At 43.3% G+C, this 17022-nt stretch carries 12 protein-coding genes; 11 read left to right on the top strand and 1 reads right to left on the bottom strand.

Annotation, left to right across the window (positions count from 1 at the left end; all coding sequences use genetic code 11):
• Positions 1-3 precede the first annotated feature (3 nt).
• Complete coding sequence (locus BQ5364_RS16490) at positions 4-2100, bottom strand: glutamine synthetase III family protein (protein ID WP_071144666.1); 2097 nt, start codon at positions 2098-2100, stop codon at positions 4-6.
• 382 nt (positions 2101-2482) lie between these two features.
• Between BQ5364_RS16490 and BQ5364_RS16485 the strand changes: the two genes are divergently transcribed.
• The 11 genes from BQ5364_RS16485 to BQ5364_RS16435 all read left to right on the top strand — a co-directional run bounded on the left by BQ5364_RS16485 (position 2483) and on the right by BQ5364_RS16435 (position 17017).
• Entirely contained in the window at positions 2483-3580 is a 1098-nt protein-coding gene (locus BQ5364_RS16485) for a class II glutamine amidotransferase (RefSeq protein ID WP_071144665.1), read from the top strand.
• Positions 3577-5082 (top strand): glutamate synthase-related protein, encoded by a 1506-nt coding sequence (locus BQ5364_RS16480; protein ID WP_004611497.1) that lies wholly within the window; start codon positions 3577-3579, stop codon positions 5080-5082. Before BQ5364_RS16485 ends, BQ5364_RS16480 begins: the two co-directional genes overlap by 4 nt.
• Positions 5083-5093: 11 nt before the next feature.
• Entirely contained in the window at positions 5094-5825 is a 732-nt protein-coding gene (locus BQ5364_RS16475) for a GltB/FmdC/FwdC-like GXGXG domain-containing protein (protein ID WP_331463048.1), read from the top strand.
• Between the two features lie 147 nt (positions 5826-5972).
• Positions 5973-6407 (top strand): NfeD family protein, encoded by a 435-nt coding sequence (locus BQ5364_RS16470; RefSeq protein ID WP_071144664.1) that lies wholly within the window; start codon positions 5973-5975, stop codon positions 6405-6407.
• A 4-nt stretch (positions 6408-6411) separates the two neighbouring features.
• Positions 6412-7368, top strand: a complete 957-nt coding sequence (locus BQ5364_RS16465; RefSeq protein ID WP_071144663.1) for an SPFH domain-containing protein — start codon at positions 6412-6414, stop codon at positions 7366-7368.
• 56 nt (positions 7369-7424) lie between these two features.
• On the top strand, positions 7425-9461 hold the full coding sequence (argF, locus tag BQ5364_RS18880) for an ornithine carbamoyltransferase (RefSeq protein ID WP_083382901.1): 2037 nt from the start codon (positions 7425-7427) through the stop codon (positions 9459-9461).
• Positions 9462-9481: 20 nt separating this feature from the next.
• Entirely contained in the window at positions 9482-10462 is a 981-nt protein-coding gene (locus BQ5364_RS16455) for a biotin--[acetyl-CoA-carboxylase] ligase (RefSeq protein ID WP_071144662.1), read from the top strand.
• A 9-nt stretch (positions 10463-10471) separates the two neighbouring features.
• The gene (locus BQ5364_RS16450) at positions 10472-10801 is read left to right on the top strand and encodes a DUF6145 family protein (RefSeq protein ID WP_071144661.1); all 330 of its coding nucleotides are present in this window, start codon (positions 10472-10474) and stop codon (positions 10799-10801) included.
• Positions 10801-11574: a type III pantothenate kinase gene (locus BQ5364_RS16445; RefSeq protein WP_071144660.1), complete on the top strand. Its 774-nt coding sequence runs from the start codon at positions 10801-10803 to the stop codon at positions 11572-11574. Before BQ5364_RS16450 ends, BQ5364_RS16445 begins: the two co-directional genes overlap by 1 nt.
• 1 nt (position 11575) lies before the next feature.
• Entirely contained in the window at positions 11576-12550 is a 975-nt protein-coding gene (gene dusB, locus BQ5364_RS16440; RefSeq protein WP_071144659.1) for a tRNA dihydrouridine synthase DusB, read from the top strand.
• A 198-nt stretch (positions 12551-12748) separates the two neighbouring features.
• Positions 12749-17017: an exo-alpha-sialidase gene (locus BQ5364_RS16435; protein ID WP_071144658.1), complete on the top strand. Its 4269-nt coding sequence runs from the start codon at positions 12749-12751 to the stop codon at positions 17015-17017.
• The last annotated feature ends 5 nt before the right edge of the window (positions 17018-17022 follow it).

Below are 17022 nucleotides of genomic sequence, written 5' to 3'. Positions count from 1 at the left end.
GATTTATTTTACACCGAACAGTAAATCTGCATAGGTAGGGAAAGGCCAGTAGCTTTTTGCAGTCAGTGTTTCTGCCTCATCACAGGCAGCTCTCAGTTCATTCATCAAGCCAAGTACATGGTCACGGATAAGGAAAGATTCTGCAAAAATATCTTCTGCCGTTTCAAGAGAGCGCAGTGCCTCGTTTAGTAAATTTACTTTTGCGGCAATCGTGTCAGTCAGGGTAGAAAGTGTTCTGACAAGATTGGTCTCATAACTGCAAGCAAGATTTGCATCCAATGCCTTTTTGGATATAGCCGCATCTGCAACGTGCGCGGCGTAGCTCTCCACAGCCGGAGCAATCTGCGTTTTTGCCATCGTGACCATTGTGTTGGCTTCTATAATTACAGATTTACAATAGTTATCAAGCATGATGTCACAGCGTGACTGAAGCTCTGCGATGGAGAATACACCTTGTCCGGTCAGCATTTTGACATTCTTTTCATCGAGCAGATGAGGCATACAGTCCACAGTTGTGCGGTAGTTGATAAGACCGCGCTTTTCAGTAGCCTCTTTAATCCAGTTGTCGTCATACCCGTTGCCGTTGAAAATAATGTGTTTGTGGTCTTTGATGGTCTTGCGGATCATTTCATGAAGCGCTGTCTCAAAGTCCTGTGCCTGCTCCAGTCTGTCTGCATAGATTTTCAGTGATTCTGCCACCGCACTGTTGAGCATAATATTTGCGCATGCGATACTGTTCGAAGAACCGAGCATACGAAACTCGAATTTATTGCCGGTGAAAGCAAACGGAGAAGTCCGGTTACGGTCGGTGTTGTCCCGGTTAAATTTCGGAAGCACATCGACGCCGAGTTTCATTTTTGTTTTTTTGGCGCCCTGATAAGGGGTGTCATTTTCAATTGCCTCTAATACGGCATTTAACTCATCTCCAAGAAAAATAGAAACAACAGCCGGAGGAGCTTCGTTAGCACCAAGTCTATGGTCATTGCCGGCAGTCGCAACGGAGATACGAAGCAGATCCTGATAGTCATCTACTGCTTTTATAACGGCACAAAGGAACAAAAGAAATTGAGCATTTTCATAAGGTGTCTCACCAGGAGAAAGAAGGTTTTGTCCTTTGTCTGTTGAAATCGACCAGTTGTTGTGTTTTCCGCTTCCGTTCACACCGGCAAATGGCTTTTCGTGAAGAAGACATACAAGACCATGCTTTGCAGCAATTTTTTGCATGATTTCCATTGTGAGCTGGTTATGATCGGTCGCAATATTAGTAGTTGTGTAGATTGGCGCTAGTTCATGCTGTGCAGGTGCAACTTCATTATGTTCTGTTTTTGCGAGAATCCCAAGCTTCCAAAGTTCTTCGTTGAGTTCTTCCATATATGCGGCTACACGAGGTTTGATCACGCCGAAGTAGTGATCGTCCATCTCCTGCCCTTTCGGAGGCTTCGCTCCGAATAAGGTACGACCAGTAAAACAAAGATCCGGACGTTGGTCGTACATTTCTTTGTCAATCAGGAAATATTCCTGCTCCGGACCGACGGATGAGCGGACACATTTGGCGGAATCGTTGCCGAACAGGCGAAGGATACGAATAGCCTGTCTGCTGAGTGCTTCCATGGAACGCAAAAGCGGCGTCTTCTTATCCAGAGCGTATCCGCCATAAGAACAGAATGCTGTAGGGATACAAAGGCTGTTGTCTTTGATGAACGCATAGGAAGTAGGATCCCAGGCAGTGTAACCTCTTGCCTCGAAGGTGGCGCGAAGCCCGCCGTTTGGAAAGGAAGAGGCGTCTGGTTCTCCTTTAATCAGTTCCTTGCCGGAAAATTCCATAATGACACCGCCGTCAGGTGACGGGGTGATAAAGCTGTCATGCTTTTCTGCTGTAATCCCGGTCAGTGGCTGGAACCAGTGCGTAAAATGGGTTGCTCCCTTGGAAATCGCCCAATCCTTCATAGCGGTTGCGACTGCATTGGCAACGCTGATATCCAGTTCACATCCTTCGTCTATAGTCTTTCTGAGAGAAGAATAAACTTTTGCGGAAAGGGTTGCTTTCATAACTCTGTCATCAAATACCAAATCTCCAAAATAATCTGTTACCGTTTTCATAGCATGTCCTCCATTTGTGTTACCTTAAATCATTGATGAGTTTACATTAAATAACAGGAAAGGCGTCCTCAATGTTTTTCACATTTAAGACGCCTTTGCCCTTATCAAACAAGTAGGATTTAATTAAGATTGAAAAACAAAAAAGCGTCTCTGAGTTCTTTCACTCAAAAACGCCTTTGTCTTTACGAATTGCACTATACACCTGAAAAAAGCATTTGTCAATCTTTTTTTGAAAAAAATCAGCTTGACAAGCAAGTGGAAAAAGAGTATAACACAGATAAATGAGCAAAGGCGTTCGTTCCGGAGTGATCGGAATGGACGTCTTTTCGTTTGCTTAAAATCTTATATTTACACTATTACACACAGGAAGGAGAACAATGGTATGAAATTAGAAGGTCAGGTACGTATCCCATCCGGATGTGCAATTGCAGCTGTTATTTCAAAAGAAGGGAAACGCATGTCCGGCGAGATGATCACAAATGCGATGAAGCCGATGCACGATCGTTCCAATGGACTTGGAGGAGGTTTTGCCGCTTATGGAATCTACCCGGAATACAAAGAGTTTTATGCACTGCATATGTTTTTTGACAGCCGTACAACAAGAAAAGATTGTGAAGTATTTTTGAAAGAATATTTTGAAATCGTACAATCAGAGATCATTCCGACACGCAAGATTCCGGAGATTACGGATGAGCCGATTATTTGGAGATATTTTGTCGCACCGCTCAAATCTGTGCTGTCATCTATGCAGCTTGATGAAAAAGAATTTGTGGCGCGGATAGTTATGAAGATCAACACAGAGCTCAAAGGCGCCTATGTGTTTTCAAGTGGAAAGAATATGGGGACGTTCAAGGCTGTCGGCTACCCGGAGGACGTGGGGAAATTTTACAAATTGGAAAAGTACGAAGGCTATTCATGGACCGCGCACGGCAGGTATCCAACAAATACACCGGGCTGGTGGGGCGGTGCACATCCGTTCACTTTGCTTGACTGGTCCATTGTTCATAACGGAGAGATTTCTTCCTATGATGCGAATCGTCGGTTTATAGAGATGTTTGGTTATAAATGTACGCTGCAAACAGATACAGAGGTTATCACATATATTATGGATTATCTGGTGCGTGTGCAGGGATTGACGTTTGAGGAGGCAGCGAGCGTTGTGGCAGCTCCGTTTTGGAGCACGATTGAAGGGAAGACAGATTTGGAGGACAAGGAGAAACATATTTATCTGCGCACCTTGTTTTCCAGTCTTCTGATCACAGGACCATTTTCTATTGTTCTTGGATTTGAAGGAGGTCTTATGGCATTGAATGACCGACTGAAACTCCGGTCTATGGTGGTAGGTGAAAAAGAAGACAAGGTGTTTATCGCCAGCGAGGAAGCGGCGATACGGACGATGGAGCCGCATGCGGAAAATATCTGGGCTCCTGCAGGCGGAGAACCTGTGATCATTCGAGTGAAGGACGGTGCATGTAAATGAGTTATAAATTCGTATATCCGGAATTTGAAGTAATCCGGAATGATAATCGCTGTATAAATTGTCGTCTGTGCGAAAAGCAGTGTGCAAATGAAGTGCATCATTTTGATGCGGAGCACGGAATTATGGTTGCTGATGAGACAAAATGTGTCAATTGTCAGAGATGTGTTGTGCTATGTCCGACAAGGGCGTTGAAAATTGTGAAAAGTGATGCGACATTTCGGGAAAATGCTAATTGGAAAAATGATACCATCAAGGAAATTTTCAAACAGGCTGAAAGCGGAGGAGTGCTGCTTTCTTCTATGGGGAATCCAAATCCACTGCCGGTGTATTGGGATAAGATACTGATTAATGCATCTCAGGTGACCAATCCGCCGATCGATCCACTACGCGAGCCGATGGAGACGAAAGTATTTCTGGGAAAAAAGGATCAGAAAATTGTAAGAGACGATAATGGAAAAATCCGTTGTGAGCTTCCGCCACAGTTAGAGCTTTCTATGCCGATTATGTTCTCGGCGATGAGTTATGGTTCGATTAGCTACAATGCACATGAATCACTTGCACGCGCGGCTTCTGAACTGGGGATTTTTTATAACACCGGTGAGGGTGGGCTTCACGAAGATTTTTATTGCTATGGAGAGAACACGATCGTGCAGGTAGCTTCCGGACGTTTTGGCGTACATGAGGAATATCTAAATGCCGGAGCTGCGATTGAAATTAAGATGGGACAGGGTGCAAAACCGGGAATCGGAGGGCATTTGCCTGGGACGAAGATTGTTGGAGACGTCTCTCGAACCCGTATGATTCCGGAAGGCTCTGACGCAATCTCGCCGGCTCCGCACCATGATATTTACTCTATCGAAGATCTGCGGCAGCTTGTCTTTTCTGTGAAAGAGGCGACAGAATATAAAAAACCGGTTATTGTCAAAGTGGCAGCAGTACATAATATTGCGGCGATAGCAAGCGGAATTGCACGGAGCGGGGCAGATATTATTGTGATAGATGGATTCCGTGGAGGGACAGGCGCAGCGCCGACAAGAATCCGTGACAATGTGGGAATTCCAATTGAGCTTGCACTTGCAGCTGTCGATCAGAGACTTCGAGACGAGGGTATTCGAAATAACGTATCCCTTGTAGTTGGCGGCTCAATACGAAGTGCATCGGATGTTGTCAAGGCAGTCGCCTTAGGTGCAGATGCCTGTTATGTTGCCACAGCGGCACTGCTTGCGATGGGATGTCATCTTTGCCGTACTTGCCAGACTGGAAAATGTAACTGGGGAATTGCAACACAGCGTCCAGAGCTGGTGAAGCGCCTCAATCCAAATGAAGGAAGCGCCCGTCTTGTCAACTTGATGCATGCTTGGAATCATGAGATTAAGGAGTTGATGGGAGGCATGGGCATTAATTCTATTGAAGTCCTTCGCGGCAACCGTCTGATGCTGCGTGGCATTGGTATGACAGAAAAAGAGCTTGAGATTCTCGGTATTTTTCATGCAGGAGAGTAGAAAACGGAGGTGTGATAGCAATTATGTTGATAAATGCAAAGGAAATGGACTATAAAACTTTGAATGAGAAGCTGCGTTTTGCAGACGAGGATGTGACGATAGAAAATTGCTGTGGACAGCGTTTTATCGCATCTGCAATGTCGGGACATGCCGTCACAATTGAAGGGGTTCCGGGGAATGCCTTAGGCGCGTATTTAAATGGCGGAGAGATCACTGTTTACGGAAATGCCCAGGATGCGGTCGGAGATACTATGAATGAAGGGAAAATAGTCATACATGGAAATATCGGTGACGCGGCAGGATATGCAATGCGGGGCGGTAGGATTTTTGTAAAGAACAATGCCGGATATCGTGCCGGCATTCATATGAAGGCGTACAAGGAAAAGGTTCCGGTTATGGTTATCGGAGGTACAGCGGGAAGTTTTCTCGGGGAATATCAGGCTGGCGGAGTGATCGTTGTACTTGGTCTGGAAACAGAGCAAGAGAAGATTGTCGGATTCTTCCCATGCACAGGGATGCATGGGGGAAAAATGTTTTTGCGCTCGGACTGTAAAGATGTAACGTTCCCGGAACAGGTGACGGCAAAGAGGGCAGAGGCACAAGATATGGAGGAGTTACGGGAGTATGTGTCAGAATATTGCGACTTGTTCGGATATGATATCGAAACAGTTTTGGAGGCGCCGTTTACTGTCGTAACACCGGACAGCAAAAATCCGTATCGACAGATGTATGTAGCCAATTAAGAGTGTTTTTCTGTGATTTTTGTTAATGACTCTGTAATGATATTGTAATCTTATGGACGCTGAATTTAGTTGTAATATTGGGGAAAGTATAGTAAGATAAAAAAATAGAAACACTAATGGAAATAATAAGGAAAGAGGCGATTCGTAATGCAAACAATTTTCTGGCTTATTTTGTTCGTAGTGCTTGTAGTGATTGAGATTGCTACGCTTGGACTGACCACGATATGGTTTGCCGGAGGTTCCATTGTTGCCTTTATTTTGGCGATAGTAGGATTTAGCTTACCGGTACAGATTGTGGCATTCCTCGTATCTTCTATCTTACTGCTCGTCCTGACAAGACCAATCGCAATAAAATATTTTAATCAGGAACGAAAGCTTACGAACGCAGAGAGCCTGATCGGACAGAAGGCGGTTGTCATTGAGACAGTAGATACACTTCATAATGTCGGAAGAGTGGAAGTAAACGGACAGCAGTGGTCTGCAAAGACGGATGAACCGCACGAAGTGATTGAGAAGGACGCGGTTGTATCTATCGAAGGGATACAAGGAGTGAAACTGATTGTAAGACTAAAGGAGGCGTAAAATTATGGATGCAGGGAGTGTAGGAAGTATCATTACAAGTGTTGTGTTAGTGGCTATCATAGTCATTGTAGTAGGTCTTTTGATATCGTGTGTAAAGATTGTTCCGCAGGCGCAGGCTCTTGTTGTGGAGAGACTGGGAGCATATCAGGCGACATGGGCAGTTGGCTTGCATTTTAAGATCCCGATTATCGAAAGAGTGGCAAGACGTGTGGATCTCAAAGAACAGGTTGTAGATTTTGCACCACAGCCGGTTATCACAAAAGATAACGTAACAATGCGGATTGACACGGTTGTATTTTATCAGATTACAGATCCAAAGATGTTCTGTTACGGAGTTGCCAATCCGATCATGGCAATTGAGAATCTGACAGCGACTACACTGCGTAATATTATCGGTGATTTGGAATTAGACCAGACATTGACATCCAGAGAGACAATCAACACAAAGATGAGAGCATCTCTTGATGTGGCCACAGATCCTTGGGGAATCAAGGTTAATCGTGTGGAATTGAAAAATATTATTCCGCCTGCAGCGATTCAGGATGCGATGGAGAAACAGATGAAAGCAGAACGTGAAAGACGTGAAGCGATTCTTCGTGCAGAAGGAGAAAAGAAATCTACAATTCTTGTAGCAGAAGGTAATAAAGAATCTGCAATCCTTGATGCAGAGGCAGAAAAACAGGCGGCAATTCTCCGTGCGGAAGCTGAAAAAGAAAAGATGATCAGAGAAGCTGAAGGTGAAGCTGAGGCAATCTTAAAAGTGCAGCAGGCGAATGCCGATGGTATCCGTTTCCTGAAAGAGGCTGGTGCCGATGAGGCGGTTCTTACGATGAAGAGTCTGGAAGCATTTGCAAAAGCGGCTGACGGCAAGGCGACGAAGATTATTATTCCATCTGAGATTCAGGGAGTTGCAGGACTTGTGAAATCCTTGGTAGAGGTCGGAGCGGAAAAAGACGGTTAGATGTTGAGGGGTGTGCGAGAGCATGCCCCTTTTGTGGTATCAGGAGGGAAGAAAACGTGAAAGCGAAGATAGACTTGACGAAAGAGTATGGACTGATTTTAGATGGCGGAGGTGCAAGGGGAGCTTATCAGATTGGTGCGTGGAAGGCGCTTGTGGAGGCAGGTGTGAAAGTGAATGCGGTAGCCGGAACCTCGGTTGGCGCATTAAATGGAGCATTGATCTGCATGGGAGGTGTAAAGCAAGCGGAAAAAATCTGGAGTGAGATGACATTTTCGCGTGTGATGGACGTAGATGACGTATGGATGGAACGGTTGTTCAACAAAGAAAATACGCTCGGTGAAGTGATCTCAGAGATGAAAAAGAGGCTGTCAGACGGTGGGATTGATATCACTCCGCTTAAGAATATGATCCATGAGATGGTGGATGAGAAGAAGATAAGGGGGTCTGGAATGGAATTTTGCCTGCTTACGTTTTCCATATCGGATATGAAGGAGTTGGATCTTAGTATTCATGATATTCCGGAAGGGCTTTTGGAGGATTTTTTGCTGGCAAGTGCATACCTGATTGGATTTAAGAATGAAAAACTGCACGGAAGAACGTATGTGGATGGCGGAGTCATCAACAATGTGCCGACAGGCTCACTTGTGAAAAGGGGATATAAGAACCTGATACAAATTCGTATCTATGGTCCGGGAAGAGAACCGCGGGTGAAGCTGTCAGAGGATACGACGATGTATGAGATTGCGCCGCGGGTGAAACTAGGAAGCATCATTGAATTTTACGGAAAACGCAGCAGACAGAATCTGAAAATCGGCTATTACGATGCGAAACGGATGATTTATGGACTTGCCGGAACGATTTATTATATTGAACAAACACGAAAAGAGTGGTATTATGAAAAAATATTAAGTGGTTTGAGTGAGATTGAGAAGGCAGAGATTGCGTTTGTGCTGAAATTGTCTCATGGATTCTCCGATGAAACACTCTATATGGCGATGCTTGAGGCGAGTGCAAAATTACTTCATGTGCCAAAGTATCAGATTTATACGGTACAGGCATTAGAAGAGGCAGTATATCGAAGATATGAGCGTCTCAGAGATCAGATTAATTTACCAAGATTTGTACATGTGTTCATGGAAATCAGAAAGGATAGTAAAATGAATTTAAAAGGACGTAATTTTTTGACACTGAAAGACTTTACTCCAGATGAGATTATGTATCTGGTTGATCTGGCAGCAGATCTGAAAGAAAAGAAAAAACAGGGAATTACCGGAAATTCTCTGAAAGGGAAGAACATTGCATTGATTTTTGAAAAACCGTCGACAAGAACTCGGTGTGCATTTACTGTGGGTGCGTGTGATGAGGGCGGTATTCCGACTTATTTATCAGAGCATGATATTCAGCTGGGACACAAGGAGAGCATTCAGGATACGGCTCGTGTTCTCGGGCGTATGTTTGACGGGATTGAATTCCGCGGCTTCAAACATGAGCATGTGGAAGCGCTTGCAAAATACAGCGGAGTTCCGGTGTGGAATGGCTTGACAGATGAGTATCATCCAACACAGATTCTTGCAGACCTTTTGACGATGAAAGAACATTTTGGGTATGTAAAAGGACTGAAATTCGTATATCTTGGAGATGGGAGAAACAATATGGCGAACAGTCTTATGATCGGATGTTCGAAAGTAGGTGTTGATTTTGTTATCATTGCGCCAAAAAAACTGTGGCCGGGAGAAGAACTGGTTACGTTGTGTGAAGGGTACGCAAAAGAAGCTGGTTCCTCAGTCTGTGTGACAGATTCCATCGATGCAGTTGAGGGCGCGGATGTGTTGTATACGGATGTATGGTGCTCTATGGGTGAGGAAGATAAAGCGGTTGAGCGAATTGCGCTTTTAAGTCCTTATCAGATCAATCAGGAACTGATGGACAAGACCGGAAAAGAGGGAACAATCTTCATGCACTGTCTTCCGGCGGTGAAAGGCAAAGAGGTGACGGAAGATGTATTTGAAGGAAAGGCATCAGTAGTATTTGATGAAGCGGAGAATCGTCTTCATACAATCAAGGCGGTTATGGTCGCAACACTTGGAGAATAAGCAGAGAAAGAGGACGAGTTGTGAAAGCAGAGATTTTAAAAATGCTTCGGGAAAGTAAAGAATATGTGTCGGGGCAGCAGTTGTGTGAACGGCTTCAGGTATCGAGAACAGCAGTGTGGAAAGTGATCAAGCAGTTGGAGAATGAAGGGTATCAGATTGAGGCCGTAAGAAACAGAGGATATCGAATTGTGGAATGTCCGGACGTGCTTTCGCAAGAGGAGATAGAAAGCCTGATGCAGACAGAGTGTATGGGAAGGCATGTCATTTATTATGAAGAGACAGACTCGACGAATACAAGGATCAAACATCTGGCGGAACAGGGAAAAAAGCATGGCACGTTAGCGGTCGCTGACCGTCAGAATTCCGGAAAAGGAAGGCGTGGAAGATCTTGGGAATCTCCGCTGGGCGAAAATATCTATATGTCTCTGCTTTTAAGACCGACGATGGAGCCATCCAAAGCCCCTATGCTGACATTGGTGATGGCGTATAGTGCGGCGATGGCGATCCGAGAGCAGGAAGGACTTGAAGTCGGAATTAAATGGCCGAATGATCTTGTGATTGGAACGAAGAAAATATGTGGAATTCTAACGGAGATGAGTGCCGAGATTGATTATATCAACTATGTTGTAATTGGAGTCGGAATCAATGTGAATATGCAGTCTTTTCCGGAAGAACTGTGTGAAAAGGCGACCTCATTGCGTGTGGAAAAGGAAAGCCCGATAAAACGTTCTGCATTGATTGCATGTATCATGAAAAAGTTTGAGGAAAACTATGAGCGGTTTGCAAAAGAACAGAATTTAAAATTTTTGCAGGAGGATTACAATCGTCTTCTAGTAAGCAAAGAAAAAGAAGTGAGAGTTCTGGAGCCTGGAGGCGAATATAACGCCTATGCATTGGGCATCAACGAGACAGGTGAATTGCTTGTAAGAAAAGAAGATGGCGAAGAGGAGACTGTTTTTGCGGGAGAAGTCTCTGTGCGCGGAATCTACGGGTATATTTAGGAGGAATGTATGTACGAAGAAAAAATTGTACTGTGTGGTGCGAATTCATATGATAGAAAGTTTTATCTGAATCCGGATTTTGAGGTACTTCCAGACAGCATCAAAGATGAACTGAAGATCATGTGTGTATTGTACACGGAGGACGTAGGAGGGATTCTGACATTGGTATTTGAAGAAGATGGGGAGCTTATGTTTGAGGTTACGACAGAGGACAATGATCTGCTTTTTGATGAAATCGGAAGTCATCTGAAGATTAAAGAACTTCAGAGAACCAAAAAAGAACTGCTGGAGTCTTTGCAGTTGTATTATAGAGTATTCTTTTTAGGGGAGGAAGTATGATGCTGCTGGTAATTGATGTGGGAAATACAAATATCACTCTGGGAGTATTTGAAAAAGAAAAATTAGAGGCGACATTTCGCATGACGGCGAAACAACCAAGAACTTCGGATGAATATGGAATCAAGCTCTGTACGTTATTGGAACACAGAGGATTTGATATCGAAGAGATTGATGCGGTGATCGTGTCGTCGGTTGTGCCGGACATTATGCACTCTCTTGGGAGCGCGATCATTAAGTATTTCCATATAAAGCCGCTCATCGTATCGCCAAATTTGGAGACCGGACTTCAGATAAACACAGAAAATCCGAAGGATACGGGACCTGATCGAATTGTAGATGCGGTTGCTGCTTATGAAAAATATGGCGGTCCGGTCATAGTCATTGATTTTGGAACTGCGACGACCTATGATGTGGTAAGTGAAAAGGGAGTCTTTGAAGGTGGTGTGATTTCTCCGGGAATCCGCACATCAGCGAGAGCATTGTGGGGCGGGGCATCTATGCTTCCGGAGATTGAGATAAAAAAGCCGGAGTCTATTCTTGCAAAAGAGACTGTATCCAGTATGCAGGGGGGGCTTGTGTTCGGCTATATCGGACAGACAGAATATATTGTCAACAAAATCAAAAAGGCTGGATTTGCAAATGCAAAGGTTGTAGCTACAGGCGGACTGGGGAATATTATTGTATCTGAGACAGATGTTGTGGATATCTATGACCCGGAATTGACGCTGGAAGGGTTACGCATTATTTACGAAAAAAACAAAGGGTTAAATTAGAATGAAAACGTTAAAAATTGGGACGGTAGAATTAGAAAATCCATATATTTTAGCACCGATGGCAGGGGTGACAGACCTGCCTTTTCGTCTGCTGTGCAAAGAACAGGGAGCGGGACTTTTGTGCATGGAGATGGTAAGCGCAAAAGCGATACAGTATAACAATAAGAATACAAAGGCGTTGTTGGAGATTCATCCGGAAGAATTGCCGGTATCTCTCCAGTTATTTGGATCTGATCCGGATGTGATCAGTGAGATTGCAAAACGAATAGAGGAACTTCCATTTTCCATACTGGATATCAATATGGGGTGTCCGGTTCCGAAGATTGTGAAGAATGGAGAAGGTTCCGCATTGATGAAAAATCCGAAACTGGTGTATGAGATTGTCAGAAAGACGGCAAGGGCAATTCAAAAGCCGGTCACAGTGAAAATCCGAAAGGGATTTGATGATACTTGCATCAACGCGGTAGAGATTGCGAAAATTATTGAGGATGCCGGAGGAAAAGCGGTGGCGGTTCATGGAAGAACGAGAGAACAGTATTATTCCGGAAAAGCAGACTGGGATATTATCCGTCAGGTGAAAGAGGCGGTATCCATTCCGGTTATTGGGAATGGAGATGTTGTATCGGGAGAAAGTGCAATTGCGATTCAAAAAGAGACAGGTTGTGATGGCGTGATGATTGGCAGGGGAGCACAGGGAAATCCGTGGATTTTTTCAGAACTTTTGGAGTATGAGCAAACCGGAAAGATGCCACAACGTCCGAGTGTGGAAGCGATTAGGAAGATGATGCTTCGTCATGCACAGCTTCAGATGCAATATAAGGGAGAATATCTCGGAATCCGTGAGATGCGAAAACATGTATCGTGGTATACAAGTGGACTCCCAAACTCAGCAAAACTGCGAGATGAGATTAATCGAGTGGACAACTATGAGGAATTGGAAAAATTATTGGAAGAAAGACTGAAAGAAGAGATTTGATCAGTGGAGTTGTATAAAATATCCTGTAGATGTAAAACAAAACATTTATACAGGGTATTTTTTTGATTTTTTTCTTGTGGACAGATATTTTGATAATCATTATAATAGAAAATGGGTTTTAAACAAGAATATTATTGTTGGTTTTGCATAATCTTGTTTGCTCGTGTTGTGTTTTGAGTAAAATTGGGAGGAAAGAATATGAAAAAGAGAAGAAGAGTTTTAGCTTTGTTGCTCGCTGCGACTTTGACATTCAGCAGTTTTTCGGGAACGGCCATGGCGAAATCGGAGACAAGACCTGCGAATGGAACGACAAAAGAACAACCGTTTTGGAGTGGAACAGGGGGAAGTGATAAATTCCGTATTCCTTGTTTGGTATCTTTGAATGATGGAACACTGGTAGCAGGATGTGATGCCAGATGGACAACTTACGCAGATGGAGGCGGATTGGATACAATTGTATCTTATTCCAAGGACAAAGGAGACAACTGGAATTACACATTTGCAAACTATTTAGGGGATAACGGCAATGTTTGGAACAGTGCATCAACAGCGTTTATCGATCCGGCAATGGCAACAGACGGGGAAAATGTCTACATGATTGCGGATCTTTATCCAGCTGGATATGCATTAAATGGTGCAAAAGCATCTCCGGTTCCGGGAAAGAGTCATGATGCGAAAGGAAATATTCTTTTGGCAGATGCAAAGAACTGGAGCGATGTGTGGGGAACAGAGCGTACACAAGCTTCCAATTATACATATCATTTAGAAAAGAATACAAAGAAAGATGCAGAATCTGCATATTTAATCAAAGATAAAGACGGAAATACTGTAGATGGATATACTGTAGATGCATATTTTAATGTGGAAGGGAATGGTGTAGATACCAATCTTTTTGAGGCAGAGTCACCGTTTCAGGTATGGCCGACTGATTATCTGTATCTGACATCTTCTGCAGATGGCGGAAAAACATGGTCTGAGCCTTCGATTTTGAATTTGAGAAAAGACTCTGAACAGTCACTTTTAGTGGGTCCGGGACGTGGAATGGTTACATCCACAGGAAGAATCGTATTTACTGCATATGAGTTTACAAAAGGTGACAAGAATAGTGCTGCTATTTATTCTGATGACAAAGGAAAGACATGGAAACGAGGTGCATCTGTGTCCGATTGGAGTTCAGAGGCAGTTGTGACAGAGGCTGATGATAAGTTGTACATGTTTACCCGTCATGGCGGATATTATGTATCTGACAATTTTGGAGAGACGTGGTCTCCTAAGAAAGAGATGGGTATTTCCTATAATCTGAATTGTCAGCTGACAGCGATTACCTATTCTCAGAAAATTGATGGAAAGACAGCAATCTTATTTGCAGCACCATCCAATACAGGAAGTCGTGCAGCAGGAAAGATTTTCGTAGGTCTTGTACAGGAAGACGGTTCTATCAAGTGGGAATATGACTATAGCATTAACGGATCTGCATACTACGCATATTCTTGTCTGACAGTATTGCCGGACGGAACAGTTGGACTTCTCTACGAAAATGCAGATACACAGTTGACATATAAGAATTTAGATATCAATGATATTGCGAAGGGTGCGGCAATCGGAAATATCTGGTGTACAGATGGAGGGGGAAAAACAGTGGCAGATGTCACGATGAAATCCGGCGAGAGCAAAGAATTTACAGTAAACGGTATGGAAGACGGCGCAGAGGTAACTGTATCTTCAGATGACAAGGGAGTTGTCGAAGCTTTATATGCAGACGGAAAACTTACAGTGACTTCAAAAGAAGTGGAAGGTCTGGAGAGAGCAGTTGTGACATTGAAATCCGGCAATGCATCTACAAAAATCAGAGTGACGGTGACAGATTCTGAAAACTATGAGATTGTGGATCTCAGAATTGGAGATACAAAAACTTATGTAGATAAGACTGGAAACTACGCTGACAGTAGTTTAGAAGGATTGGATAAGACAATTGCAGAAGTGGAACTGAAAGGGGAAGATCCTCAGACAGTAGAAACACAGGTAAAAGCACAGAATGCAACTGCACAGGCAAAATTTGATGGTGAGAAAAAATCGCTAGACAGCTGTCTGTTTACATTTGATAAAGTTGAGAATAAAAATGATACATATAAGATTTCTGCGCAGGCAGGAGATGCCAAAGTATATGTAAATCATAAAAAAGCACCTTCTAAATGTGTATCTACAACAACAGAAACAGAAATTTTGTTAGAACAAAAGGCAGATGGAACGGTTGCATTGAAAGATCTATCTTCCGGAGCGGCTGGCTCATATTTGTATTTTTGGAAGGCAGATAATTCTAAATTGCATTTTGACAGAAATAGCAGTGCTGATGCAAACTGTCAATTAGAACTGTGGAAAAAAGCAGGCAAAGCAAGTGAAGAATCAGAACTTCCGGGATATGAGAAAGTGACAGAGATTGCTCAGATTACAAACGGTGGACAGTATTTGATTGCAGCGAAAGCGAACGACGGAAGCTATTATGTAGTGAATCCGGCTTCTGGCTCTAATAATTTTGACCATGTAGCGAAAGTAATCAAAGAGCAGGTAGAAGTAAAACCGGAGGCAGCAGTGCAACTCGGAAACGATGCACAGTTTAACGGAGAGAAAAAGAGAATCAGCGAATGTCTGTTTACCTTTGACAAACAGGATGATGGAAAATTCATCGTTTCATCTACAACAGCAGACGGTCAAACAGTATATTTGACACCGAAGATGGCAACTTCTGCGACAACACCGCTTACAACAACTCGTGGGGCGATTGAAGTGGCAAAAGGAAGCCAAGGATTTACATTTACGCAGTCAGAAGGAGGAACAAGGGGAGGAATCCTGTTCTTCTGGAAAGACAATGAAGCAAAATTACACTTTGACAGAAATAGTACTGTAGATGCAAACGGCAGATGTGATTTTGATATTTATAAACAATCGGAGACTGCATCTGACAGTGGAATCGCAGGATATGAAAAAGTAACAGAGCTGGCAGAAATTACAGATAACGGACAGTACCTGATTGTGGCAAAGGCTAATAATGGAAGTAATTATCTGTTGAATCCGGCACAGGGAAATGACAAATACAGCTATGTTGCTAAAGTGACAGGCGAGATGTACGAGGGTGAGACAACAACTGCAAATACAGAAATTACAATTACAGGAAAAGCAGAAGGTCAGACATCTGTGACAATTGGAGATACCACATATTATATTGTCGTAAAAAATGATGTGAAAGAAGTGACATTAAAAGTAGGCGACACATATAATGTGCCTGGAAAAATTGTGAAAGAAGAAGGAGACACAAACAGCATCAAAAAAGAAGCTCGTGATGATATGCCTCCTTACAAGGCAATTACAAAAGTGGAAGAAGGAACATATCTGTTCGGAAGCAATACACACATTATGCTAAATTCGGCAAGCACAGTGGCAGGAGATCCGAAAGGTCTTGGAATGTCATCTGCAAACTTTAACACAGGTGAATATAAAGATTCTATGTGGACGCTTAAGAAATCCGGAAATGGTTACACAATGCAGGATGCGAATGGAAAATATGTAAACATTTCAGGACAGAATGTAGAGCTGACAGATACGCCGCAGGTGCTTACAATTGGAGACAGCAAACATGGTGGATTTGCAGTGTCAAATGGTTCTAACTATTTGAATAACTGGTCAGGATCAAACAATAAAGTGGCTGCATGGAGCGCAGATGACAATGCATGGTATTTCTACAAAGCATCAGAAGGAAATGTGATTACAGCAAATGCGGCTGGAGAAGTAACTTTAGTTACAGAAGGAACAACTTATAAAATTACAATTAAAGGTACACAGGAATGCGATCATTCATATACATGGGAAGAGACAACAGCACCGACGTGTACAGAAAAAGGTGTGGAGACAGGAACATGTAGTAAATGTAATGGCACAACTACAAGAGAAATTGCAGCACTTGGACATGATTTTGGCGAGTGGACAGTAGAAAAAGAGGCAACTGAGACAGAAACAGGATTGGAAGTTCGTACTTGTAAGCGAGAAGGCTGTGATGTGAAGGAGACAAGAGAAATTCCGAAACTTCCGGTTGCACCAGAACAGGTAGATAAATCAGCATTAGAGAAATATTACAATGAATGTTTGGCATATTACAAAGAGGCTGATTACACAGCTGACAGCTGGAAAGGATATCAGGCAGCAATGGCTAACGCAAAAGCTGTATTGGACGATGAAGATGCTACAGAGCAGGATGTAGAAGATGCGATTGTAGAAATCAAAGATGCGGTGGATGGTTTGAAACGAGTTCCGGATGTCACAAAACCAAACAATGACAAAAATGACAGCAACAACAATGATAACAGTAAGCCGGCAAAAACAGGTGATACAGCTTCAGCAGTTCCATTTATGTTAGGAATGGCAGGATGCCTTGGCGCAGCGGTTGAAGTTATCCGCAGAAGATTTGGAAAATAAAATAT

Origin of the sequence: Coprococcus phoceensis (assembly GCF_900104635.1) — a bacterium.
In the GTDB taxonomy this organism is placed as follows: Bacteria; Bacillota; Clostridia; order Lachnospirales; family Lachnospiraceae; genus Faecalimonas; species Faecalimonas phoceensis.
Note: the sequence above shows the minus strand (reverse complement) of the source record. Positions and strands in the feature narration are given on the sequence as shown.

What these genes read in the sequence shown, in the direction of transcription:
- BQ5364_RS16465 (WP_071144663.1), top strand. Translation starts at nt 6,412, where the DNA reads ATGGATGCAGGGAGTGTAGGAAGTATCATTACAAGTGTTGTGTTAGTG.
- dusB (WP_071144659.1), top strand. Translation starts at nt 11,576, where the DNA reads ATGAAAACGTTAAAAATTGGGACGGTAGAATTAGAAAATCCATATATT.
- BQ5364_RS16450 (WP_071144661.1), top strand. Translation starts at nt 10,472, where the DNA reads ATGTACGAAGAAAAAATTGTACTGTGTGGTGCGAATTCATATGATAGA.
- BQ5364_RS16445 (WP_071144660.1), top strand. Translation starts at nt 10,801, where the DNA reads ATGCTGCTGGTAATTGATGTGGGAAATACAAATATCACTCTGGGAGTA.
- BQ5364_RS16480 (WP_004611497.1), top strand. Translation starts at nt 3,577, where the DNA reads ATGAGTTATAAATTCGTATATCCGGAATTTGAAGTAATCCGGAATGAT.
- BQ5364_RS16470 (WP_071144664.1), top strand. Translation starts at nt 5,973, where the DNA reads ATGCAAACAATTTTCTGGCTTATTTTGTTCGTAGTGCTTGTAGTGATT.
- BQ5364_RS16485 (WP_071144665.1), top strand. Translation starts at nt 2,483, where the DNA reads ATGAAATTAGAAGGTCAGGTACGTATCCCATCCGGATGTGCAATTGCA.
- BQ5364_RS16435 (WP_071144658.1), top strand. Translation starts at nt 12,749, where the DNA reads ATGAAAAAGAGAAGAAGAGTTTTAGCTTTGTTGCTCGCTGCGACTTTG.
- BQ5364_RS16490 (WP_071144666.1), bottom strand. Translation starts at nt 2,100, where the DNA reads ATGAAAACGGTAACAGATTATTTTGGAGATTTGGTATTTGATGACAGA.